At 39.4% G+C, this 20,961-nt stretch carries 16 protein-coding genes and 1 tRNA gene; 8 read left to right on the top strand and 9 right to left on the bottom strand.

The features are described from left to right. Positions 1-28: 28 nt before the first annotated feature. Entirely contained in the window at positions 29-3,247 is a 3,219-nt protein-coding gene (locus tag SJY45_RS12540) for a SusC/RagA family TonB-linked outer membrane protein (RefSeq protein WP_400071100.1), read from the bottom strand. A 272-nt stretch (positions 3,248-3,519) separates the two neighbouring features. On the opposite strand from SJY45_RS12540, the gene SJY45_RS12535 reads away from it, so the two are divergent. Beyond that, on the top strand, positions 3,520-4,086 hold the full coding sequence (locus SJY45_RS12535; protein WP_400071098.1) for a helix-turn-helix domain-containing protein: 567 nt from the start codon (positions 3,520-3,522) through the stop codon (positions 4,084-4,086). Between the two features lie 85 nt (positions 4,087-4,171). Here SJY45_RS12535 and SJY45_RS12530 read toward each other — a convergent pair whose 3' ends face one another. The 4 genes from SJY45_RS12530 to SJY45_RS12515 form a co-directional block, all read right to left on the bottom strand. Continuing rightward, the gene (locus SJY45_RS12530) at positions 4,172-4,849 is read right to left on the bottom strand and encodes a phosphonatase-like hydrolase (protein ID WP_400071097.1); all 678 of its coding nucleotides are present in this window, start codon (positions 4,847-4,849) and stop codon (positions 4,172-4,174) included. Then, entirely contained in the window at positions 4,842-6,005 is a 1,164-nt protein-coding gene (locus SJY45_RS12525; RefSeq protein WP_400071095.1) for a TIGR03364 family FAD-dependent oxidoreductase, read from the bottom strand. The genes SJY45_RS12530 and SJY45_RS12525 overlap by 8 nt, the downstream gene beginning before the upstream one ends. A gap of 2 nt (positions 6,006-6,007) precedes the next feature. Then, entirely contained in the window at positions 6,008-7,297 is a 1,290-nt protein-coding gene (locus SJY45_RS12520) for a DUF5690 family protein (protein ID WP_400071093.1), read from the bottom strand. A 387-nt stretch (positions 7,298-7,684) separates the two neighbouring features. After that, a complete protein-coding gene (locus tag SJY45_RS12515) occupies positions 7,685-10,120 on the bottom strand; it encodes a TonB-dependent receptor domain-containing protein (protein WP_400071091.1) in 2,436 nt (811 codons plus the stop codon). 624 nt (positions 10,121-10,744) lie between these two features. Between SJY45_RS12515 and SJY45_RS12510 the strand changes: the two genes are divergently transcribed. Together SJY45_RS12510 and SJY45_RS12505 are read left to right on the top strand one after the other, a co-directional pair. Beyond that, complete coding sequence (locus SJY45_RS12510) at positions 10,745-12,091, top strand: exopolysaccharide biosynthesis polyprenyl glycosylphosphotransferase (protein ID WP_289037539.1); 1,347 nt, start codon at positions 10,745-10,747, stop codon at positions 12,089-12,091. 251 nt (positions 12,092-12,342) lie between these two features. Further along, complete coding sequence (locus tag SJY45_RS12505; protein ID WP_400071088.1) at positions 12,343-13,578, top strand: ATP-binding protein; 1,236 nt, start codon at positions 12,343-12,345, stop codon at positions 13,576-13,578. Between the two features lie 22 nt (positions 13,579-13,600). Here SJY45_RS12505 and SJY45_RS12500 read toward each other — a convergent pair. Next, positions 13,601-13,677 (bottom strand) — tRNA-Ala (locus SJY45_RS12500). 74 nt (positions 13,678-13,751) lie between these two features. Beyond that, positions 13,752-14,552, bottom strand: a complete 801-nt coding sequence (locus SJY45_RS12495) for a universal stress protein (RefSeq protein ID WP_400071086.1) — start codon at positions 14,550-14,552, stop codon at positions 13,752-13,754. A 50-nt stretch (positions 14,553-14,602) separates the two neighbouring features. On the opposite strand from SJY45_RS12495, the gene SJY45_RS12490 reads away from it, so the two are divergent. The 3 genes from SJY45_RS12490 to SJY45_RS12480 are packed head-to-tail and all read left to right on the top strand — an operon-like array spanning position 14,603 to position 17,255. Next, the gene (locus tag SJY45_RS12490) at positions 14,603-15,103 is read left to right on the top strand and encodes a GNAT family N-acetyltransferase (RefSeq protein WP_400071084.1); all 501 of its coding nucleotides are present in this window, start codon (positions 14,603-14,605) and stop codon (positions 15,101-15,103) included. 10 nt (positions 15,104-15,113) lie between these two features. Continuing rightward, complete coding sequence (locus SJY45_RS12485; protein WP_400071082.1) at positions 15,114-16,448, top strand: MATE family efflux transporter; 1,335 nt, start codon at positions 15,114-15,116, stop codon at positions 16,446-16,448. Between the two features lie 39 nt (positions 16,449-16,487). Beyond that, positions 16,488-17,255, top strand: coding sequence for an enoyl-CoA hydratase/isomerase family protein (locus SJY45_RS12480; protein WP_400071080.1), 768 nt, complete (start codon positions 16,488-16,490; stop codon positions 17,253-17,255). A gap of 181 nt (positions 17,256-17,436) precedes the next feature. Here SJY45_RS12480 and SJY45_RS12475 read toward each other — a convergent pair whose 3' ends face one another. After that, positions 17,437-18,078, bottom strand: a complete 642-nt coding sequence (locus tag SJY45_RS12475; protein WP_400071078.1) for a 2OG-Fe(II) oxygenase — start codon at positions 18,076-18,078, stop codon at positions 17,437-17,439. Between the two features lie 87 nt (positions 18,079-18,165). Here SJY45_RS12475 and SJY45_RS12470 point away from each other — a divergent pair, with 87 nt between their 5' ends. Both SJY45_RS12470 and SJY45_RS12465 read left to right on the top strand, forming a co-directional pair. Then, positions 18,166-18,618 carry a 6-carboxytetrahydropterin synthase gene (locus SJY45_RS12470; RefSeq protein ID WP_215437113.1) on the top strand — a complete coding sequence of 151 codons (453 nt, stop codon included), beginning with the start codon at positions 18,166-18,168 and terminating at the stop codon, positions 18,616-18,618. Positions 18,619-18,657: 39 nt separating this feature from the next. Beyond that, positions 18,658-19,431, top strand: a complete 774-nt coding sequence (locus SJY45_RS12465) for a UDP-2,3-diacylglucosamine diphosphatase (RefSeq protein WP_400071076.1) — start codon at positions 18,658-18,660, stop codon at positions 19,429-19,431. Here the strand turns inward: SJY45_RS12465 and SJY45_RS12460 are convergent. Beyond that, positions 19,421-20,680: an MFS transporter gene (locus SJY45_RS12460; protein ID WP_400071074.1), complete on the bottom strand. Its 1,260-nt coding sequence runs from the start codon at positions 20,678-20,680 to the stop codon at positions 19,421-19,423. The genes SJY45_RS12465 and SJY45_RS12460 overlap by 11 nt on opposite strands. Between the last annotated feature and the right edge of the window lie 281 nt (positions 20,681-20,961).

Here is a 20,961-nt window from a genome sequence, read left to right as displayed (position 1 = left end):
GAATATATATTGTATTGATTAATTCTATTTAGAATTCTATGTTTATATTAACTCCATAGCTTCTTGTGCTTGGCAGGGCCATATCCTCTACACCGGGAACTACCGTTCCGCCTGAGAATGATATAGTTTCAGGGTCTACATGGGGATTTTCTGTCCATAAAGCCAGGTTACGTCCAACAAGAGAAATACTGGCGGAAGCAATTGGGGTTTGGGAGAACATCTTTTTAGGGAAGTTGTAACCGAATTTTACTTCTCTAAGTTTTACATAACTGGCATCGTACATTGTAGTTTCCTCATTGCTTCGGTTGTACACGGTAGAGTAGTACCCGGATGCAGGAACATTTATGGTGTTCTCTTCATATACTGGGTTTTCTGCAGTTCCGGTATTTATTACTCCTTCGGCAACAATACCCGTTTCACGCCCTTCCGTAGTAAAATCCAAAAGGCCTGTGGTACCGCCAATGGAAACTGTTCTTGAATGGTAAACACCACCTTGTCTCCAATCAAAAAGAACGCCCAGGTTTAGGTTTTTGTAACGGAAACTATTTTGAAGGCCCACCATAAAATCAGGGTTGTAGTTACCCAAGTTTCTAAGTTCATTGTCTCGTGAAGGTAGACCGGTATCTTGGTTGATAATCCATTTTCCAAAATGAGGACTGTTGGGATCCGTTACTTCTACGAAGCCCGTGCCGTATAAATCTCCCATTCTCTTACCTACCTCGGCACCTACAATAAGGTAGTTTTCCTTTATCCGATAAAAAGGGAGTTCTTCTGCGAGCTCTAAGATTTCACCTCTATTCGTGGTAAAGTTGATATTGGTATTCCAAGTGAAATTCTCAGACTTTACAGGTGTTGCATTCAAAGTAATTTCTAGACCTTCATTTCTAACTTTACCAGCGTTGATAACCGTTTGGTTATAACCAGAAGTATTGGAAACTGGTAGCGAAATAATTTGGTTCTTGGTTTCCGATCTGTATAAAGCCACGTCCAGCCCTAAACGGTTATTAAGCAACCTTAAGTCCGCACCAACCTCAAAAGAATTGGTTCTTTCTGGTTTTAAGTCCGGTAGTTTTAATTCGGAAGGCGAATTAACTCTTGAAAAACCGTTGAATGTTGTTCCAAAGCCGTAAGTAGATAATAAGTTGTACGGGTCAGTATCGTTACCTACACTTGCCCAGCCTGCTCTTAATTTTGCAAAAGTTATGGTTTTAGGAAGCGTGAACATGTCCGATAGAATTAAACTAAGTCCCGCCGAAGGATAAAAATAACTGCTATTCTCTAAAGGAAGGGTAGAAGACCAATCGTTTCTTCCGGTAACATCTAGGAACAAATAGTCCTTGAAACCAAAATTTGCAAAAGCGTACAGACTGTTAATTTCCTTTTTGTCATCATAATCGCTAGACGTTAGAGGTTCTGCCGCATTCCCGAAATTGTATATGCCGGGAATTGAAAGTGAGTTGGCACTTACTCTTTGGTATCTGTTTTTAACAATACGGCTATTGCCCCCAAAAGAAAGGCCAAAATCAAAGTCATCATTGAACGTAGTGTTGTAGCCGAGAAGAAAATCTGTGTTCTGCTCAAAAGCATAAATATTATCCTCTCTATACTGGCCCTTTGGGAACCGCTGCGTAGAATAGGCTCTTTTACGCATATTTAGTTCGTTGGCATAATCAAATCCAGTTCTGAACATGAAATCTAGACCTTTGGCTAGTTTAATGTCTGCACGCATATTGGTAATAATACGGTCCTTATCAAGACTGTTCGTGTTTTCGTAAACATTAAAGAAAGGGTTGTCATGGTAGTTGTAATTGTAATTGTACTGTTGTACGCCCTCTAAACCTGGTTGCCAGTAATCGCGTAGCGAGTCCATATCAACATGTTGTCCGAACCAAATCCATAAGTACATAATGTTTTCCGTACCATACGAGTTTACTGGACGGTTGCCTGAGTTACTGTTTACATAGTTCATAGAACCGGAGACTTTAAGCCAATCTGCAAGTTGGTACGATCCGTTAAGTGCATATGAACGTCTATTGTAATCCGAATTGGGTACGATGCCCTCGCTTTGTAAATCGGTAAAAGAGAGTCTAAAGTTTCCTTTATCGTTTCCACCGGTTAGCGCAATGTTGTTACTAATAGTATGTCCGGTTTCAAAAAAACTTTTAATGTTTCCGGGTCTCGATAAAAACGGAGTGGCAATAATTTCATCGGCAAAAGTACCGTCTGCATTTCTTGGTCGTACATGAACATCACCCGCACGCAAACCGCTGGTTGTTGGGCTGTCATGCTGTGCAATCAATTGGCCGTTTAAAGCAGGACCCCAACTTTCGTCAACATGATCGTTTACACCTCCTGTTATGGAACGGTTTTGGCCACCATCGGCAAAAGCGAACTGACCGTTTGATCCTTGACCGTATTCATATTGATATTCTGGAAATGTTAGTATAGACTCAAATGTGGTGTTGTTGGTGTAAGAAACACCTATGCCCTTGTTGTTCTTTCCTGATTTTGTAGTTATCAATATAACCCCGTTAGCACCTCTTGAGCCGTAAAGGGCGGTGGCACTTGGCCCTTTTAGCACGTTCATGGTCTCTATATCGTCCGGGTTAATGTCTTGCGCACCGTTTCCGTAGTCTACTTCCATGTTACCTTCGTTAGACCGGCTACTTACACTGTTGTTGATGGGAATACCGTCAACTACGAAAAGCGGTGAATTCGCGTTTGGACTTGGGTTTAACGAACTCTCCCCACGAATAATGATTTGTGAGGATGAACCTACTCCAGAATTACCTCCGGTTACCTGTACACCGGCTAGTTTACCCGCTAAGGAGTTTACAACGTTGGTTTCTTTTGCTTTTGAAATGTCTTCTCCCGAGACTTTTTGAACAGCATACGCTAATTTCTTAGCTTCTCTTTTAATACCCAAAGCAGTTACCACAACCTCGCCTAATTGTTCTGAGTTAGGTTGCAAAACGATGGTTGCTGTTGTTTTTCCCGTTGTGTTGAGTTCCGAGGGTATATACCCCAAATAGGATACTACCAGAATTTCATTTCCTTGTGGTAATTCTATGCTAAAATTACCGTCAAAATCTGTGGCTACCCCGGTTGCACTTCCTTTAATAACTAAAGAAGCACCGGGTAATGGCACTTGGTTTTCATCTAGTACCGTTCCCGTAAAAGTGGTCTGTGCACGGGCGGACAAACTGACCACCAAAGTGAATAAGGCTAAAAGAACTGTTCTTTTCATTTTTTCGTATTTGTAAACTTTGGTTAATTATTATGCAACAAATATCAGTTGAACAGGTTAAGCAAAATGTGATTAAATATTAAGTTATTGCAAGGTTTGGAGAGGTGTTGTTATAAAAATGTTATCTTAACGTTATTTACAAATACTCAAATATAGATTTTGTAATTATGACGGTTTAATTAAAATTATACGGACTAAAAACCACATCTATTTTGTAGGTTTAAACGTCTTAAAATGTATTTAATAGTAAGTTTGTATATTAAGTTTTAGATATGGAAGACTACCTTATTGGTATAGGAAAACGAATTAAGGAAATAAGAAAAGAGGGAAATAAGACCATTAGCGATATTGCACAACGTGCAGAAGTTACTGGTGGTCTAATTTCAAGAATAGAGAATGGCCGGACCATACCTTCGCTACCCGTTCTCTTAAAGATTATTAATTCATTGGAAGTTGAGGTAACCGACTTTTTTAATGGTATGGCCAAAATAAATGGGGCCAAATTTATTGTCTCAAGAAAGGAAGATAATACCAGTATTGAAAAAGAGGATAATGCCATTGGCTTTAATTACACCTATATTTTTGGAAAACAGCTTTCTTCTTTAGGTTTTGAGACGGTTTTATTAGAGGTGCAACCTAATTCGGAACGAGATAAAGTTACTACGGACGCTTACGAGTTTAAGTATATGCTTACGGGCGAGTGTTCTTACATTATTGACGAAGAAGAAGTTCTTTTGAAAGAAGGCGATTCCATTTTCTTCGATGGTCGCATTCCCCATGTGCCCGTTAACAGGAGTGACAGACCAACTAAGATGTTGGTTATGTATTTTTTTGTGTAGGACTTGGATATATACAAACAAACAATCCGTCTACCAACTGGTAAACGGATTGTTTGTTTGTAGTTCAAAACCGTTTTAGTAATAACTAACCTGCCAGGTAATTAGGGAGTTCTGTAAGGGAGCTTAACACATAGGTAGGTTGAGCGGATTTTAATTGATCTTCCGTATGGGCACCGGTGGTTACACCTACGGTAACGCCACACTGGGCATTTTTTCCTTCTTCAATATCTATGATAGAGTCTCCGGCTTTCAATACGTTATTGGAATTGGTTATTTTCAGTAGCTGCATGGCCTTAAAGATCATGGCTGGGTGAGGGCGACCTTCAGCTACATCGTTAGCTGTAACCAGTGCGTCATATTGCTCGCCTTGTTTCCAGTTCATTTTTTGTAATAGTAATTCGGCAATGGCCCTGTTATAGCCCGTGTTCAGTGCTATCTTTATTTTTTTGGATTTGAGTTGCGTTAGCATTTGCTCAACACCTTCAAACGAGGTTACGTTCAGCTCGTGGTAAGCATCATCCAATAGTTTTTTAAAATCCTCAAAAATAGGTTCGGAAGCCTGTTCTTTTGGATTGTTAAGGGCGTTTAAAATATCTTTTATGGCCTGGTGTTTTTCTTTTCCGGCACCATGCTCAAGAACAAAATCCAGGTCTAGTTTATGACCGGTCTTGTTAATGGCCTTTTGCAACGTTTTGTAGACCACATTGTTCTCATTAACGACCGTTCCGGCCATGTCAAATACTGCTAATTCTATGTTATGCATTTTGTAAATTAAAAATTGAATTGATGTTTTCTTTGGCAAAACCCGCACTTCCGGTCATGCCTTTGCCACCTATACCGGTAACAATATGAATGTTATGGTCTATAGTATGTTGATAGATATCTGCCTCTTTGCATTGGGAATAAAGGCCGTACCAACGGTTCTGGATTTGGTAGGTGGGTAAGTCAAATATTTTTTTGGCTTCCTTAAGGATAAAGTTATCTATGTTCATATTTAAGTCCATTCCCAAATAATCCATACGTGCTGCCGGAGCATATTCATGGGAGTCACCTATAATAACGGAACCGTCCGCAGCCTGTTTCAAAAGAATGTGAACACCCCATTTTTTCTCGAAAGCTTCGCTGTTTTCTTTGGCTTTAATGGAGGCGTATGAAGGACATTCCGAAAAAGCTTCATAGCGGCGTATGGAAAGCCCGGTGAGTATAGAACTGGGTAATTTATAATTGGGCTGATGCTTGGTTTGCATCATCTGTAATTTAGATACGATAAGATCGCTTTCCGCAAACAAGCTGGGGTACAGCGTTTTAAAATCACTTCCGTTACAAATGATGACCTTGGCGGCGGACAAGCTTGTGTTATCCGTAGTGTGTACCTGTACCCAATTGGTAAGGGCATTACATTCTACCACGGTTTTGTTCATGAAAACATCCATGCCCACTTCTTCTAGGTAGGCTTGTAATTTACCGATCATTAAACGCGGTTCTACCATTACCTCTTCAGGAAAGAAAAGTCCCATCTTAACATAATCTGCCCTTAAGCCGGGGTACATCTCTAAGCATTCTTCTTTGGTCAATAATTTGGATGTATAGGAATTGGCCAGATTTATGGCGTTCAGCTCTAGTAAAAGTTGCGTTTCTTCTTCATTAGAGGCTATATAAATGCTTCCCTCTTGCCTAACGGATATATCAAATTTAGATTGGATGTGTTTGTATATATTCAAGCTTTCCCGCCCATAAAGTTGCCATTTAGAGTCCATGCCAGAAGGTACTACTTGTCCAAAATTCCGAACCGTGGCACCTTGGGGTTTCGCATCTTTTTCCAACAAGGCTACTTTTAGTCCCTTGTTCACGGCGTGATAGGCATGAAAAGTGCCTAGAACACCTCCTCCAACTACAATTAGGTCATATTTATTCTCCATGGTCATACAATCTGTAGTTCATTATTTAAAGTCTGTTGTTCGCGTCTGTATTTTTTCTTGAAATAGAGTAAAGAGCAAGTAGCTGCAATAAGGCCAATAAAGGCAATGGCGTAGGTTCCATAGCTAAAGAACTGTAACCATGAAACGGAGCGTTGGCCAAAATTTTTATAGAGCAAAACGGCCATGCTTCCCAGATACCCAAAGGCATCGGCAATATAGATGAGGTAACCGGCATTGCCTTCGATCTTAAAGGTGGCTATCATCCTATCAAAAAAAATGCAATTAAACGGTACGTAGCAGATATACAATCCCAGGCCGATTAAAATCATCCAGAGTACAGGGCCTATAAGCTGGTTTTGAAAAAGAAAGGTGCTTGTACCAATTAATAGGGCGCCAAAAATAAGGAGATAGTGATAGGTTATAAAGGCCCGATAGTTATTCTTGACGAACGCAAAAAGACCAATTGAAAGCAGAACTATAATTGCTACAGGCAGTTCGGTGAGGGTGTAGATAGAAGCATTGCCTTTAAAACCCACCGCATCCCATATTTCACGCGAAAAATTATCCCGAAAGTCACGTATCGCCGTAAGGCTTATATAGAAAAAAACAAGTACTATAATCGGGAAGAAGAAATTGGACAGCACTTTTTTACGGTCTGCCCGGTTCATAGGTTTGCGCTCTTTTCTTAATATTTTGTCCTCTTCCGTAGGTTTGGGAATGCGATCCAGTAAAACCGAAAATCCTAGAAAAGGAATAAGAAATACAGCTCCCGTTAAGGCCGGCATCCAAATTTCGGAAACACCTGTAGCCTGCATTAAGAGTAGCCCCGATGATTTTACGGCACCACTTGAAACAATGAAGCTGGAACAGAGGGTTACTCCTAATATTTCGGTAAATTTTCTTCCTTCTAAATATGAAAATACTATTCCCCAGATCATTCCCAGCGAGAGGCCGTTGAAAAACATGAAGATGATATTGTATGGAGGAGGAACAAGTCCAAAAAGAATTAGGCTTAACTCCGCTAAGGAAATCATGACCAGAAGATACCGGAGCCTATTCTTGGCCTTGAGTTCGGAAATAAGCTTAATACCAATGAATTTGGAAATCATATATCCTAGTACTTGGGTGATTATGAGGATAATTTTATAATCGATTCCCATAAAGGATAGCTGCTCATAGGTGGCTACTGTAAACGGTTTACGAAAGGCATACATACAGAAATAGGTGCCAAAAGATGCAAATGTACCGTAGGCCAAAAACCTAATGTCCTTATGATGTATTTTGAGAGTCACAAAAAGTTTACAAATAGTAAATATTAAAACACAAAATTCAATGTTTATTCACTATTTGTAAATTTTTGAGCGTTAAGAAAAGCTTATGCAGTAATTATTTAATTGTGAAGGGGGAGTGGGCAATCCGGCTTTTATTGGCTTTGAGTAAGAAGGTTTAGTGTTGGGCTCTGCTAAAATTGATAGATACGGAAGCATTAATTTACTCATTTACCTAGTAATCCATAAAAGTCAATAACAGATTCTTTGTGTAAAAATGTATTGGTTAAATTATTAGATTGACCGTGTCTTCTATTCACATATCTGCTGTAATGACCTTGTAGTTTTTAGACAAGTTATCTAACCAAGGAGTCCACATATCATGGGTTATATTCTTTCCATGTAAAAGTATCAATTTACTCGTTGTCTTTCCTCGTCTGAGCCAGTACCTCTTTGCCGGGTAGATTTTAGTTTACGGTTTCCAAAGTTGTTAGAATACGTCAATATAAAAGTCCTGTTAAATAAGTCAAAACTACTTACTGTATTCAGGTTTTGCTCCGGTATATTGGTCGTTACTGTCCATTTCATTGAATCTAACACATCATTTACTTTAAAAGATAATGTGCCTCCTTGCTCACCCAATTTTTTTTGGATTCCAACATTTAGGCCATAAAATTCCTCTAAAACGCCAGTACCCGTAAAACTAATTATCGATGGACTGTTATAATTAAAATTTACTTCGGAAGTAAGATTTTTTGCCATCGTAAATGACTGGGTATGGTTAATATTAAAGGAACTCTGTTTAAAATTGAAAATTGACCCATCTACAGTATTTGCAATTTTCGTATTAAAATAGATAAGGTTATTTTGAATCTTCCACCAATTTGTAAGAGTAATGGGAAGCCCCAACGTAAGCGAAAAAATTTTGGTTTGATCTAAATTGGTTGCCCCAAAAATCAAACGCTCGCTTTCCTCTTCAAATCGTGATTGAAATCTTGAAATAGTTTCATCTTCAACAGAGTATTGTGCTGAAAATAGGACGGACCTATAATTGATATCAAATTTTACCGAATTGGAAATGGCAGGCTGTACTGCTGGGTTTCCCGAAAAAAAAGTGGTTGGATCTACGAAAATAACAAACGGCGCCATATCATTGAATGTTGGTCTTGTAATACGTCTGGAATAAGAAAAATTGAAACTTAAGGTATCGTTTATGGCATGTGAGATGTAAGCAGTTGGAAAGAGTTCACCAAACGTTCGGTCTACTACTTTGCCTTGCTTATCGGAAATGAGTTCAGATGTAGTATGTTCATACCTAAGGCCAATTTTTAAGTTGGTTTTGTCATTAATTGCGTAGTCCATACTGCTGTATCCGGCAAGTATCCGTTCTTTTAAGTTGCTTATTTCCGTAAGGCTTGGGTCTTCAACTAAATTTTGCCCTTCAAAAGTTCCAACAAGTACGTCATTTTCAAAATTGCTAAAAGCCCCTTTTATTCCCGTTCCCAGTTTAATTTTTTCGCTTATCTGGTCGCTGTAATCCAATTTGCCAACCTTTATGTTTATAGGTGTCGTTTTATCACTCTGGGTAAGTTCTTCCCGTAAGAAATTATTATTACCATCAAAAAAACTATTGGTGTAAAGGGTGGGGTTTTCAAGGTGGTATTTAAGATAGTCCAAATCAAAACTAATGTACCTGTCTTCTTTAAAGTTATGTTTCAAATTTAGATTCGATCCAAAATGTTGCAATTGGTTTCGCTCCGTGTTCAATAATTCAACAAAAGAGCGAGACATGCCGTTTACGGTTTCCCTACTCTGGTTAATGGCATCCATAGTCCATTTGTTGTCATTGGCCCAAAGCAATAGGCCTATAAACGTTTTATCGGATAGCTCATAATCCAAACCTGTACGAATACTGTGATTGCGCTGCACGGGGTCCCGGTCTGAGGTTGTAGTTATATTTGCAAGAGCTTCTTCACTATTTATAAAACTCCGATCATAATCAAATAGCTGACCTTGAGCATCCCTTTGAAATGAATAATTGCCAAAAAGATTCATCCGCTTTTTCCTATAGTTAATGCTAATATTGTCCGAAGTGGTTGTGCCGTTGCCAATACCAAATGACAGTGAATATGAGCCATTAAACCCAACATTTGGTTGTTCTTTTACAACAATATTGATAAAACCGGCGTTTCCCTCGGCATCATAATTAGCTGGTGGGGTAGTAATCAGTTCAATACTTTCAATATTGCTGGAATTCATACTTTGTAAAAGCTGTACCAGGCTTGATGCCGGCATATAACTTTGTTTACCGTTAATCATTACTACAACCCCGCTTTTGCCCACCAAGGAGATGGTACTATTTTGCCTGTCTACGAGAACGCCTGGTGAACGTTCAAGGATTTCAAGTGCAGACGAACCCTGGGAAAGAATACTGCTTGCTACGTTAATGACCATACGGTCAATTTTTTGTACATAAAGGTTTTTCTTTGAGGACACGATTACCTCTTCCAATTCCACACCTCTGGAAAGTATAATAGGAGGTAATTTCAGAGATTCACCCACTTTGAAATTGAATTCTTTTGTAGCTGCGGTTTTGAACCCGACCATACTTGCGGATACGACGTACTGCCCTTGCGCTATATTGGGCAATAAGAATGTACCGTTTTCATTGGTGATGGTGCCCTTAACCAAAACCGTATCACCTGCCCTTAGCAATAACACGTTTGCATAAGTTACAGGTTCGTCTGTTTCGGTTTGCACTTTTCCAGCTATCTCGCTCTGGCCGTAGGAAGGTATAATAGATAGCAATAGAAAAATGAAGGAAAAATGATGGTTTAGATATCGCATCCTATCTGAATTTGAAAATTCGTTATTCTAAATAGGGGGAAATCACCACGGTGTCAATAGGGTAAGCCGCAAAAAATAAAAATATGGAATGTTAACCCTTATGGTAAGTTAATTGTATAGATGGTACGGGTTTGTGTACAGTTTGCATTAAAAATGGACGTTACTTGTAATTTTTTTGACCCTAAAATTAATTGTTAAATTTTGTGTTTTGTTTCCAGAGGGAGAAATCGGAAAATTATAAGGCATTAAAAGACTAATAATGGATTGTTATGTTGGCATCTCCATGTGTATTTGGCATTTGGCATATTTCTTAATGAAATGTTAATTTTCATATTCTTGATTTTGGCACCTCTTTACTATTTCTTTTTAAATTATGGATTACATTATTTGTTTATTATTGGTTTTCGGCGGTTTGTTTTGAATTATTATCACCATAATTAGTTTATTGATGAAAATAATTCGGTTATTTTCTTTTAGCTCAAGAAAAGATGCATTTACTTTATTGTAGATAAATACACCTACTTCTGTTACGGATTATAATACGTGGTAAATCTAAAGCGGCCTTACACCCGGTTCTTTGGTTTTATTTCTACCCCCATTTTTTCAATTTGAAAAACTAGGCTTATGAAAAAATCGTTGTTAATCATTCCGTTTTCAGTTCTTATGCATTTGTGTATAGTTAATGGGGTACTTTACTTCATGACCCCGCTTACATATTTAGAAGGAACCAATGTGCTTTATTATAATTTGGCTTGGCTCATAGCGGCGTTTAGCCTTAATTATTACCCTACGGAAAGACGTGAGAGGTTTGAAACCAACCTGGGTAAATATTTTAGATTGCTCGGTATTTTTGGGCTTGCCTATTTTGCGCTTTACGGCTTCAAATCTAATGGAATATATGCTTTTGAGTATCGTGCTTCGGTCTATTTGGTCATTTGTTTGTTTATAACCATTTATAGGTCTTTGTTCTATTGGGTTAGGACAAAGTATAGATTGTACGGAGGAAACTTTAGAAACGTAGTTGTGGTAGGGAGGGATAAAAACCTTAAGAAAATCAGGAAGGTTTTTGATCAACCGGAATTAGGTTATAGGTACAAAGGTTTTTTTGATGACCGCCCTTCTGTGAGTCCCACATATTTAGGAAAAATGAACGACTGTTTTAAGTATGTCCTGGAAAATGATGTGGATTATATCTATTGCGTTACCTCTAACCTTTCTAAAAAGGAGCTGGAATATCTGATTACCTTTGCCGATAACAACTTGAAAAAGTTAAAGATCATACCGGACAACAAGGAAATTTTTACGCGTTCCATGTCTATTGAACTATATGATAATATACCTGTTCTGGCTATGCGTAAATCTCCGTTGGAATTGGAATATGCTCCAATAATCAAAAGAACTTTTGATCTCTTGTTTTCTTCCTTTGTGATTCTCACAGTATTGTCATGGCTTACGCCCATCCTATTTGTTCTTATGAAGTTAGAGTCAAAAGGGCCATTGTTTTTTAAACAAAAAAGGCATGGGGTAAATAGAAAAGCATTCTGGTGTTATAAATTTAGATCAATGACCCAAAATGCGGAATCTGATACTTTAATGGCCACTAAAAATGATATGAGGGTTACTCGTATAGGTAAGATATTGCGTAAGACCAGTATTGACGAGTTGCCACAGTTCATAAATGTTTTTCTTGGAGATATGAGCGTAGTGGGGCCAAGACCACATATGGAATCCCATACGGAAATGTACGAAACCTCAATTGATAAGTATTTGGTAAGGCATTTTGTAAAACCTGGTATAACGGGCTTGGCACAAATTAAAGGATGCCGCGGAGAAATTATTAAAAAGGCGGATATCATAAACCGAATCCGATTTGATATTTTTTATACGGAAAGCTGGTCTTTGGGGTTAGACCTGAGTATCATTTATTCAACTGTAGTAAATGCCGTAAGAGGTGAAGAGAAGGCATACTAGCCAATTTTTAGTCTGTAAAAAGTGAATAATATCATTCTAGAAACAAGCGTCACTTTTAAAAGATGCTTGTTTTTTTATGCCTTCATATGGCATTCTCCCCTTAATAACATCATCAACCCTTGGTAATGCAGTTATAATTCTATTGGTTACTACAATAACAGGGTCCAAAATTACGTTCAGTTTAACTATAAGGTAAGTTATCCCCTACAAATTAAATCCCTTATCTTACATTTTGTAATACGTAGGACTTTATGTTAAAACCAAAGATACCTCTAAACGAAGAGGACCGAATTAAAGCACTTGAAAGTTTCGAGATTCTAAATACCTTGGAGGAAGAAGAATATGATGCCATTACCCGTATAGCGGCAGAAATATGCAATACTCCAATGGCGCTTGTGTCTTTGGTAGATTCAGATAGGCAGTGGTTTAAATCCCACTATGGTATAGACGCTACGGAAACCCCTCGTGACCTAGCCTTCTGTGCGCATGCCATAAATAATCCTGAGGAATTGTTCATTGTAAAAGATTCCAGCAAGGATGAACGTTTTGCAGATAATCCGCTGGTTACAGGAGGGCCACAAGTGCAATTTTATGCAGGTGCACCGTTGAACACAAAAGACGGGTTTTCAATAGGTACTTTATGTGTTATAGACACTTTGCCAAGAACCAACTTCACCCCTAAACAGCAGGCTTGTTTAAGGTCATTGGCCAATCAGGTTATGGCTCAGTTAGAGCTTAGACGTCAAAATAGGCTTCAACAGATTATAAATCATGAACTTTCCGTTAAGAACAATCAGCTTAAGCACTTTACATATCGCTTGGCACATGATATGAAAACCCCGTTGCAAGGAATTGGCGCTTTGGTAAGTTTTATTAAAATGGATTATCTACATCTATTAAAGGACACAGAAGTTCCGGAGTGGCTAGATACCATTGAGGATAGGGTTAGTTATATGGAAGCGTTAATTAATGGTATTATGAACTATACCAATATAATGAACAGTGAGGTTGAGTATAATGAGTTTCACATTGCAACTGAGCTTCACCATATTTCACAGGAGTTGGGCAAGACATCTCATATTAGCCTGACTCCCATAGGTTGTGACCGTACCATTGTTCACTCCTTAAAAAGCTTCAATCAGATTTTTTCCGAATTGATTTTAAATTCCATAAAGTTTTCCCGCCAAGAGTTAACAGAAATCAAAATATCATTTGCGGAGGGCGAAAATAGTTATTCATTTACTTATGAGGATAACGGCCCCGGTATTCCAGAAAAATATTGGGAAAAAGTCTTTGTCATGTTTGAAACCTTACGGAAAGAAAACCCTACGGATACGGGAATAGGTTTGGCCACTATTAGGGCTATTATTGAGAAATTGGGTGGCAGAATCGAATTAAAAAACCACCCAGATAAACGCTCGGGCGTATATTTTCAGATATCACTGCTAAAAGAAACTGGGGTAGAACAAAAAAAGCTTCAAAAGTAATTACTCTTGAAGCTTTGAATATTGGTGGAGAATACCGGAGTCGAACCGGTGACCTCTTGCCTGCCAGGCAAGCGCTCTAGCCAGCTGAGCTAATCCCCCATTTTGGCTGGCGCAAAGGAAATACTTTTCTACTAAGTATCAAAATAGTTAGCAAAGTAATTGCAACAACCTATTTAATCCTTCTTTACACTTAGTACAAGTACCGGAATACGTGACGAGAACTCGGATTTAAGTATGGTGTTCTTTTCCCAAAGTTTCTTGAAGAACCCTCTTTTATGCCTAAATACACATAATAAGTCTGGGTGTTGTGCTTCAAAGCGCTCTAACACGCCCAAATAGGTAGTAGGTGCTTCTGTCATGGTTACTTGAGAGCTAACGTCCATAAGTGCCGTGTTTATTCTTAGGTCAGAGTCTGTATACCCTGGTGTTTTTACCAAGAGAAGGTTTACGGTAGAGCCAAATTTTTTCTTGATTTCCAATAACGGATTAAGAATACGGTTTCGTTTTAAAATCCCTGATTTAAACGCAGTCAGAATCACCTTCGGAGGCGTAAAGACACTTCCCTTGGGTACAATCAATGTTGGTATATCCGTTTGCTTTATGATTTTTCCGGAAGTATTTCCAAGATAGACCGCTTCGGTAATATCGTTACTTCTGGGAGCCATGATTATCAAGTCAATACCCAACTCTTTATCAATATCCTTCAGTCCATCAACAATACCACCGTTGTAAGTGGCTATTTTTATTTCAATAGATTTTGTGTCTATTTTCTCTATGACTTCCTTTAACCGTTCCTTGCCACTCTCTGCAAGCTTTTGAGGAACGTTAGCTAAACTTTTACCGGCTCCTACGGATGCATTGAAAACTTCCATCACGTAAATTTCAGAATCGAATTGTGTGGCAAAGTCAACGGCATATTGCAAAGTCTTGTGTGCATCGGGGGAAATACCAATAGGTACCAGTATATGTTTCATATGTTTTCGGATTTATCGTTTAAATTTACGATTTAATAAAACTAATGAAAATGATTTCACCTGCCAAATTATTGGATATTCCACAAATTCTTGAGGTAACTAAAGCCTGTGCTGCTGCAATGATAGAAAATGGGATCTACCAGTGGAATGAAAATTACCCTTCAAAACAAGCTTTTGAATTGGATGTTGAACGTGGGGAACTCTATGTTTTGGAGAAAGATAATCAAATCATAGGAACTATTGTGATTTCTACTTTAATGGATGAAGAATATGAACCTATTGAATGGCTTACGCCATCGGGAAAGAATATCTATATACACCGTGTATCCGTACATCCAGACTTTCAGGGTAAAGGCTACGCTCAAAAGTTAATGACTTTTGCCGAAAATTATGCGCGTGAAAATTCCTTTGCTTCGGTTCGCTTGGATACGTTCAGTCAGAATAAAAGAAACCATAGGTTTTATGAGGCAAGAGGATTTCAGCGATTGGGTGATATTTTCTTTCCAAAACAGAGTGAACATCCTTTTCATTGTTATGAATTAGTGTTGTAATTTCGTCGGCTTGAAGGCCGAAATCAATTTTAAATCAATTAATAAACTAGCAATACCCGCAACCATTGCAGGCATTGCAGAGCCGTTATTATCTATTACGGACACGGCCATTGTGGGCAATATTCCTGTAGATGGTCTGGAGTCACTTGCCGCAGCAGGTATTGTAGGATCTTTCCTTTCTATGTTAATATGGATTTTGGGTCAGACTCGAAGTGCTATATCCGCCATAATTTCCCAGTATTTGGGCGCGGGGCGTATAGATGAGGTAAAAACGTTACCGGCACAAGCTATATTCTTGAATATTGGGCTGAGCATCCTTGTGTTATTGTCCACCATTTTTATCGTAAAGGATATTTTTCAATTGCTCAATGCCACGGGCAAGATTCTAGATTATTGTGTGTCTTATTATTCCATACGGGTATGGGGGTTTCCGCTTACGCTCTTCGTATTTGCCATCATGGGTATTTTTCGTGGTTTGCAAAACACATATTACCCTATGTTGATTGCCATTATTGGGGCGGTTCTTAACGTGTTGTTAGATTTTGTTTTTGTTTACGGAATAGAAGGAGTCATGCAGCCTATGTATCTAGAAGGGGCAGCCTGGGCAAGCCTTCTGGCACAGGCTATTATGGCCATTATGGCCTTTGTTCTTTTGGTTATGAAAACAGATATAAGCCTTCGGTTGAAACTACCGGTTCATCAAGAACTGGGTAGATTGGTCGTCATGAGCCTTAATCTTTTTGTACGTGCCTTGGCTTTAAATACGGCGTTAATATTGGCCGTTAGGGAGGCCACGGAACTGGGGCCTAAATTCATTGGTGCGCATACCATAGCGGTCAATATTTGGCTGTTCTCCGCTTTTTTTATTGATGGATATGCGGCAGCCGGAAATATCATGGGGGGTAGGCTTTTGGGGTCAAAAGATTACAACGGATTGTGGAAGCTGGCCAAAAAAATTATGTTATACGGCCTGCTGGTAAGTGTTATACTAGTAGTTGCCGGCTTTTTGTTCTACAAACCTATAGGTTTGCTATTTTCTAAGGAAACTGTGGTCCTGAATGCCTTTTATGCAGTATTTTTTATCGTAATCTTAGGTCTGCCCATGAATACGGTTGCCTTTATTTTTGATGGTATGTTCAAGGGTATGGGGGAAATGAAGTACCTTAGAAATACCCTGTTGGCAGCTACATTTCTAGGTTTTGTTCCTATGCTTTTTCTGGGGAAGTATCTCGATTGGGGGCTTTATGGAATTTGGATAGCTTTTACCGTATGGATGGCCATTCGTGGTGGGGCCTTGGTCGTTAAGTTTGTCAGAAAGTTTAGGCCTCTTTTACAAATCGATTAATTTTGATACTTACATTTGTTGAACAAATAAACCATAGTTATGGGAACTACCCGAGAAAACGGAAGTCTTTATACCAAAATAGATAAAAAGGTCGCAACCATAGAGTTTGGCCACCCGGCCAGTAACTCATTTGTAGCGGAGCTATTGGATAGGTTAACGGCGGAGTTTAATAAACTCTCTGATAACGATGCCATATCTGTAATTGTTTTAAGGTCTGAAGGTGACCGCGCTTTTTGTGCGGGTGCTTCTTTTGACGAGCTTATGGCCGTATCCAATTTGGAGGAAGGCAAGGTGTTTTTTAGCGGTTTTGCCAATGTTATCAATGCCATGCGCCAGTGTAAAAAGGTTATTGTGGGCCGTGTACAGGGCAAGACAGTAGGTGGGGGCGTAGGTCTTGCTGCCGCTTGTGATTATGTATACGCAACAGAAGCCGCATCCATTAGATTGTCCGAACTTACCATAGGTATTGCTCCATTGGTCATTGCTCCGGCCGTGGAACGCAAAGTGGGAACGGCAGCTATTTCAGAACTGTCATTGGCTCCAACAGACTGGAAGAATGCGTATTGGGCTCAGGAAAAGGGACTCTTCTCTAGGGTTTTTGATGATATAAAGGAATTGGACAAGGCGCTCGATTTTCACGTACATCAATTATCGACTTATAATCCGGAAGCCCTTGAAGATTGGAAAAAAGTGCTCTGGCAGGGTACGGACCACTGGAGCAATCTTTTGAGCGAACGAGCTGCCATTACCGGAAAACTGGTGCTTTCGGAATTTACCCGTAACGCACTTTCTAAATTCAAAAAATAACAATAACCGACTGTAGTTGACGTTTTACTTTTTTAAATCTCAGTTATGAATATTTTAAATTTTCTGAATGGCGACCTTATTTTTCCCATTCTAGCCCTTTTTGTGGTGGTAGTCTACTTTGTAAACCGCGTTCGTACAAAAAGAAAGTTTAAAAGATAGTTTTATCCCTTTTTACAATAGGTTAGCGGGTCTTTAACCAGCCGGTAATGCTCAACCGTTCGCGTTTTGCAGGCTTTACTTCGTGCTCTAAATCACGGCTTTCAAAAATTACCGCCCTACCGGGAAACGGGAAAATGGTTTTTGGTACTTCCCCGTTTTCGCCATTTAGGTACAGAACCAGTTCGCCACCGTGCTCGGGTTGCCAATCGTCTTCGTTCAGGTAACAAACTATAGAAAGTTTTCGCCTATCGTCATTTTGAAAGGTATCCAAATGCCTTGCGTAAAACTTTCCTTCCGGATAAACGGCGTAATGAAATTCCTTTCTCATAATTCCCAGAAAACAGGTCTTATTAAGATATGAAGCCAAATCGTTAATGCGGTCAAAGAAAAGTTTGTGGCTGGCATTAATAATATTTTCATCCATCCAAAGAATAAAATCGCCACGTATTCCGGTTTGTACAACTTCGTTTAATCGGTTTCCAATGGCCGCTTTTTTAAATAGGTCATCTTCATATTTTTCCAAAAGGTCCGTACGTAGGGCGTTTACCGTCTCTTGGGAAAGAAGGTCGTCAACAATGCTATAGCCGTTTTCCAAGATATCGGAGATTATCTTTTCAAATTGCGAATTCACCGCAAAGTCTAGTTGGTCATACAGTTCTTCCACTTAGGTCAAAATTTAAAAGCCGGCAAATGTAATCTATAAAGCAATTGGTTTTACAAAATGAATACCTTTGCACCACAATCCTATTTCATGAGTAAAATTAGAATCACCAAACAGTTCAATTTTGAGACCGGTCACGCGTTATACGGCTATGACGGAAAGTGTAGAAACGTGCATGGCCACAGCTATAAATTATCGGTAACGGTAATCGGTAGCCCTATTACGGATACCTCTCATGTAAAATTAGGAATGGTCATAGATTTTGGTGATTTAAAGAAAATCGTAAAAGAAGAAATCGTAGACCAGTTTGATCACGCCACGGTATTCAATAAAAATACGCCACACGTGGATCTGGCCAAAGAATTAACGGATAGGGGGCATAACGTAATTCTTGCGGATTACCAACCTACCAGTGAGAACATGGTCATAGATTTTTCTAAAAAGATAAAGGCCAGACTACCGGAGAACATCAGCTTACATTCTTTACGGTTGCAGGAAACCGATACTTCTTTTGCAGAGTGGTACGCATCCGATAATCAGTAACGCCTTTCTAAAAAGGGTATTCGTTATATTTGACATCAGATGAAAACCATTACCGTTCCTCAGGGCAAAAAAGTATATTTTTCCAGTGATAACCATCTTGGAGCACCTACTATGGTAGATAGCCTTCCTCGCGAAAAAAAATTCGTGGCATGGTTAGATTCAATTAAGGAAGACGCTGCCGCTATTTTTCTGATGGGCGATCTTTTCGATTTTTGGATGGAGTACAAAACCGTTGTACCCAAAGGTTTTACCCGTACACTGGGCAAATTGGCCGAAATATCCGATGCCGGTATTCCTATTTATTTCTTTGTAGGGAATCATGATTTGTGGATGAACGGCTATTTTGAGGAGGAGCTGAATATCCCCGTATTTCATAAACCGCAGCAGTATAGTATAAACGGAGTTTCTTTTTTTGTTGGTCACGGCGATGGTCTGGGTCCCGATGATATTGGGTACAAGCGGATGAAAAAGGTGTTTACCAATCCTTTGGCTAAATGGTTGTTTAGATGGCTGCATCCGGATATAGGCGTGCGTTTGGCGCAACATTTATCAGTGAAGAACAAACTGATTTCTGGTGATGACGATGCCAAGTTCTTGGGCGAAGACAAAGAGTGGTTGGTGCAGTATGCCAAGCGAAAGTTGGAAACACAGCATTATGACCATTTTATTTTTGGTCACCGACACCTTCCTATGGAAATAGAAGTGGCTGAAAACTCAAAATACACCAATCTAGGCGATTGGATCCATTACTACACCTATGCCGTTTTTGATGGGGAAAAATTAAGTTTGGAGAAATACGAGCCTACTCATTAGCCTCGTGTTCATCAATATCTTTCTGAAGGTCCAGTTTTCTAAACGTAGGCGATACAATAGCCGTTGCCCCTACCGTCAATAAGGTCATGGCGCCACCAAAAACCACCGCGGTGACCGTTCCCATTAGTTTTGCAGTCAATCCGCTCTCAAAAGCTCCCAGCTCGTTAGAGGAGCCTACGAACATAGAATTTACAGATGCTACGCGACCTCGCATATTGTCCGGGGTTTTTAATTGTAATATGGTTTGACGGATAATCATGGAAACACCATCTACGGCACCGCTCACGAACAATGCAATTACCGAAAGCCAGAAATAGGTAGAAAGTCCAAAAACAATCATACAGATACCAAATCCGAATACGGCAAAAAGTAGCTTCTTACCTGCGTTTTTATGCAATGGAAAACGAGTAGAGCCCAACATAGTAAGTGCTGCGCCAACCGCAGGAGCAGCCCGTAAAACTCCAAAACCTTCGGAGCCTACATGAAGAATATCCTGGGCAAAAATAGGAAGCAGCGCTACCGCCCCACCAAAAAGTACCGCTATCATATCTAATGTTAAAGCCCCAAAAACGGCCTTTGTACTGAATACAAAACGGAGTCCTTCGCGCAGACTTTCAAAGACGGGTTCGCCAATTTTAGGATTGAGTATCGGTTTTCGTTTGATTTGGAACAGAGAGATCAGCGCCATTATGGAGAATCCAAAAATGAGGCACATAGACCAATGTACCCCGATCCAACTAATGGAAAATCCTGCTAAGGCAGGACCTAATACAGCTGATAATTGCCATGTGGTACTGCTCCAAGTGGCAGCGTTGGGATATATTTTTTTAGGAACGATCAAAGCGATAAGAGAAAATATCGTGGGTCCTAAGAATGAACGCACAATGCCACCTAGGAATACCAAGAAATAGATGCAGTACAAAATGGTCTTGGTTTCCAGTTTATCTTCCATGGAAGGCCAACTGAGCATAAACAGCCCAAAACTGATTACGGAAAACCCGAAGATGCATTTTACCAAAAGATTGCGCTTTTCTTTCTGGTCTACAATGTGGCCGGCAAAGAGCGCCATTGATACGGCCGGAATCACTTCCATAAGACCTATTATACCCAAAGAAAGTGGGTCTTTTGTCATGGAGTATACTTGCCACTCTATAACAATGAACTGCATAGACCATGCAAATACCATGGCAAAACGGACCAGCAAAAAGATATTGAATTCTTTAAAACGTAAAGCAGCATATGGATCCATAGAAACGCTTTTTCAAAAGAAATAAGCGGCAAAGATATTACTATAAACCGATGAAAGGGATACTGCTGAGCCGAAATTTGTTTTCAAGTGCTATTTTCTAAAACTGACTAGCTAGTCAGTTTATTGAAGCCTTAAATTGACTGTAGGGAAGGGTTTTGTCGATAAACGGCTCTTTTTTACATGGGAAAAGTAAAAAATAGAACTTGAGAAATGAAAGAAATTCAAAACCGACTCAGTGGTTTGTAGGTTGCTTTAGAGCAAACGAACGAAAATCTTGAGAG

The organism is Zobellia russellii (genome assembly GCF_044597075.1).
In the GTDB taxonomy this organism is placed as follows: Bacteria; Bacteroidota; Bacteroidia; order Flavobacteriales; family Flavobacteriaceae; genus Zobellia; species Zobellia russellii.
Note: the sequence above shows the minus strand (reverse complement) of the source record. Positions and strands in the feature narration are given on the sequence as shown.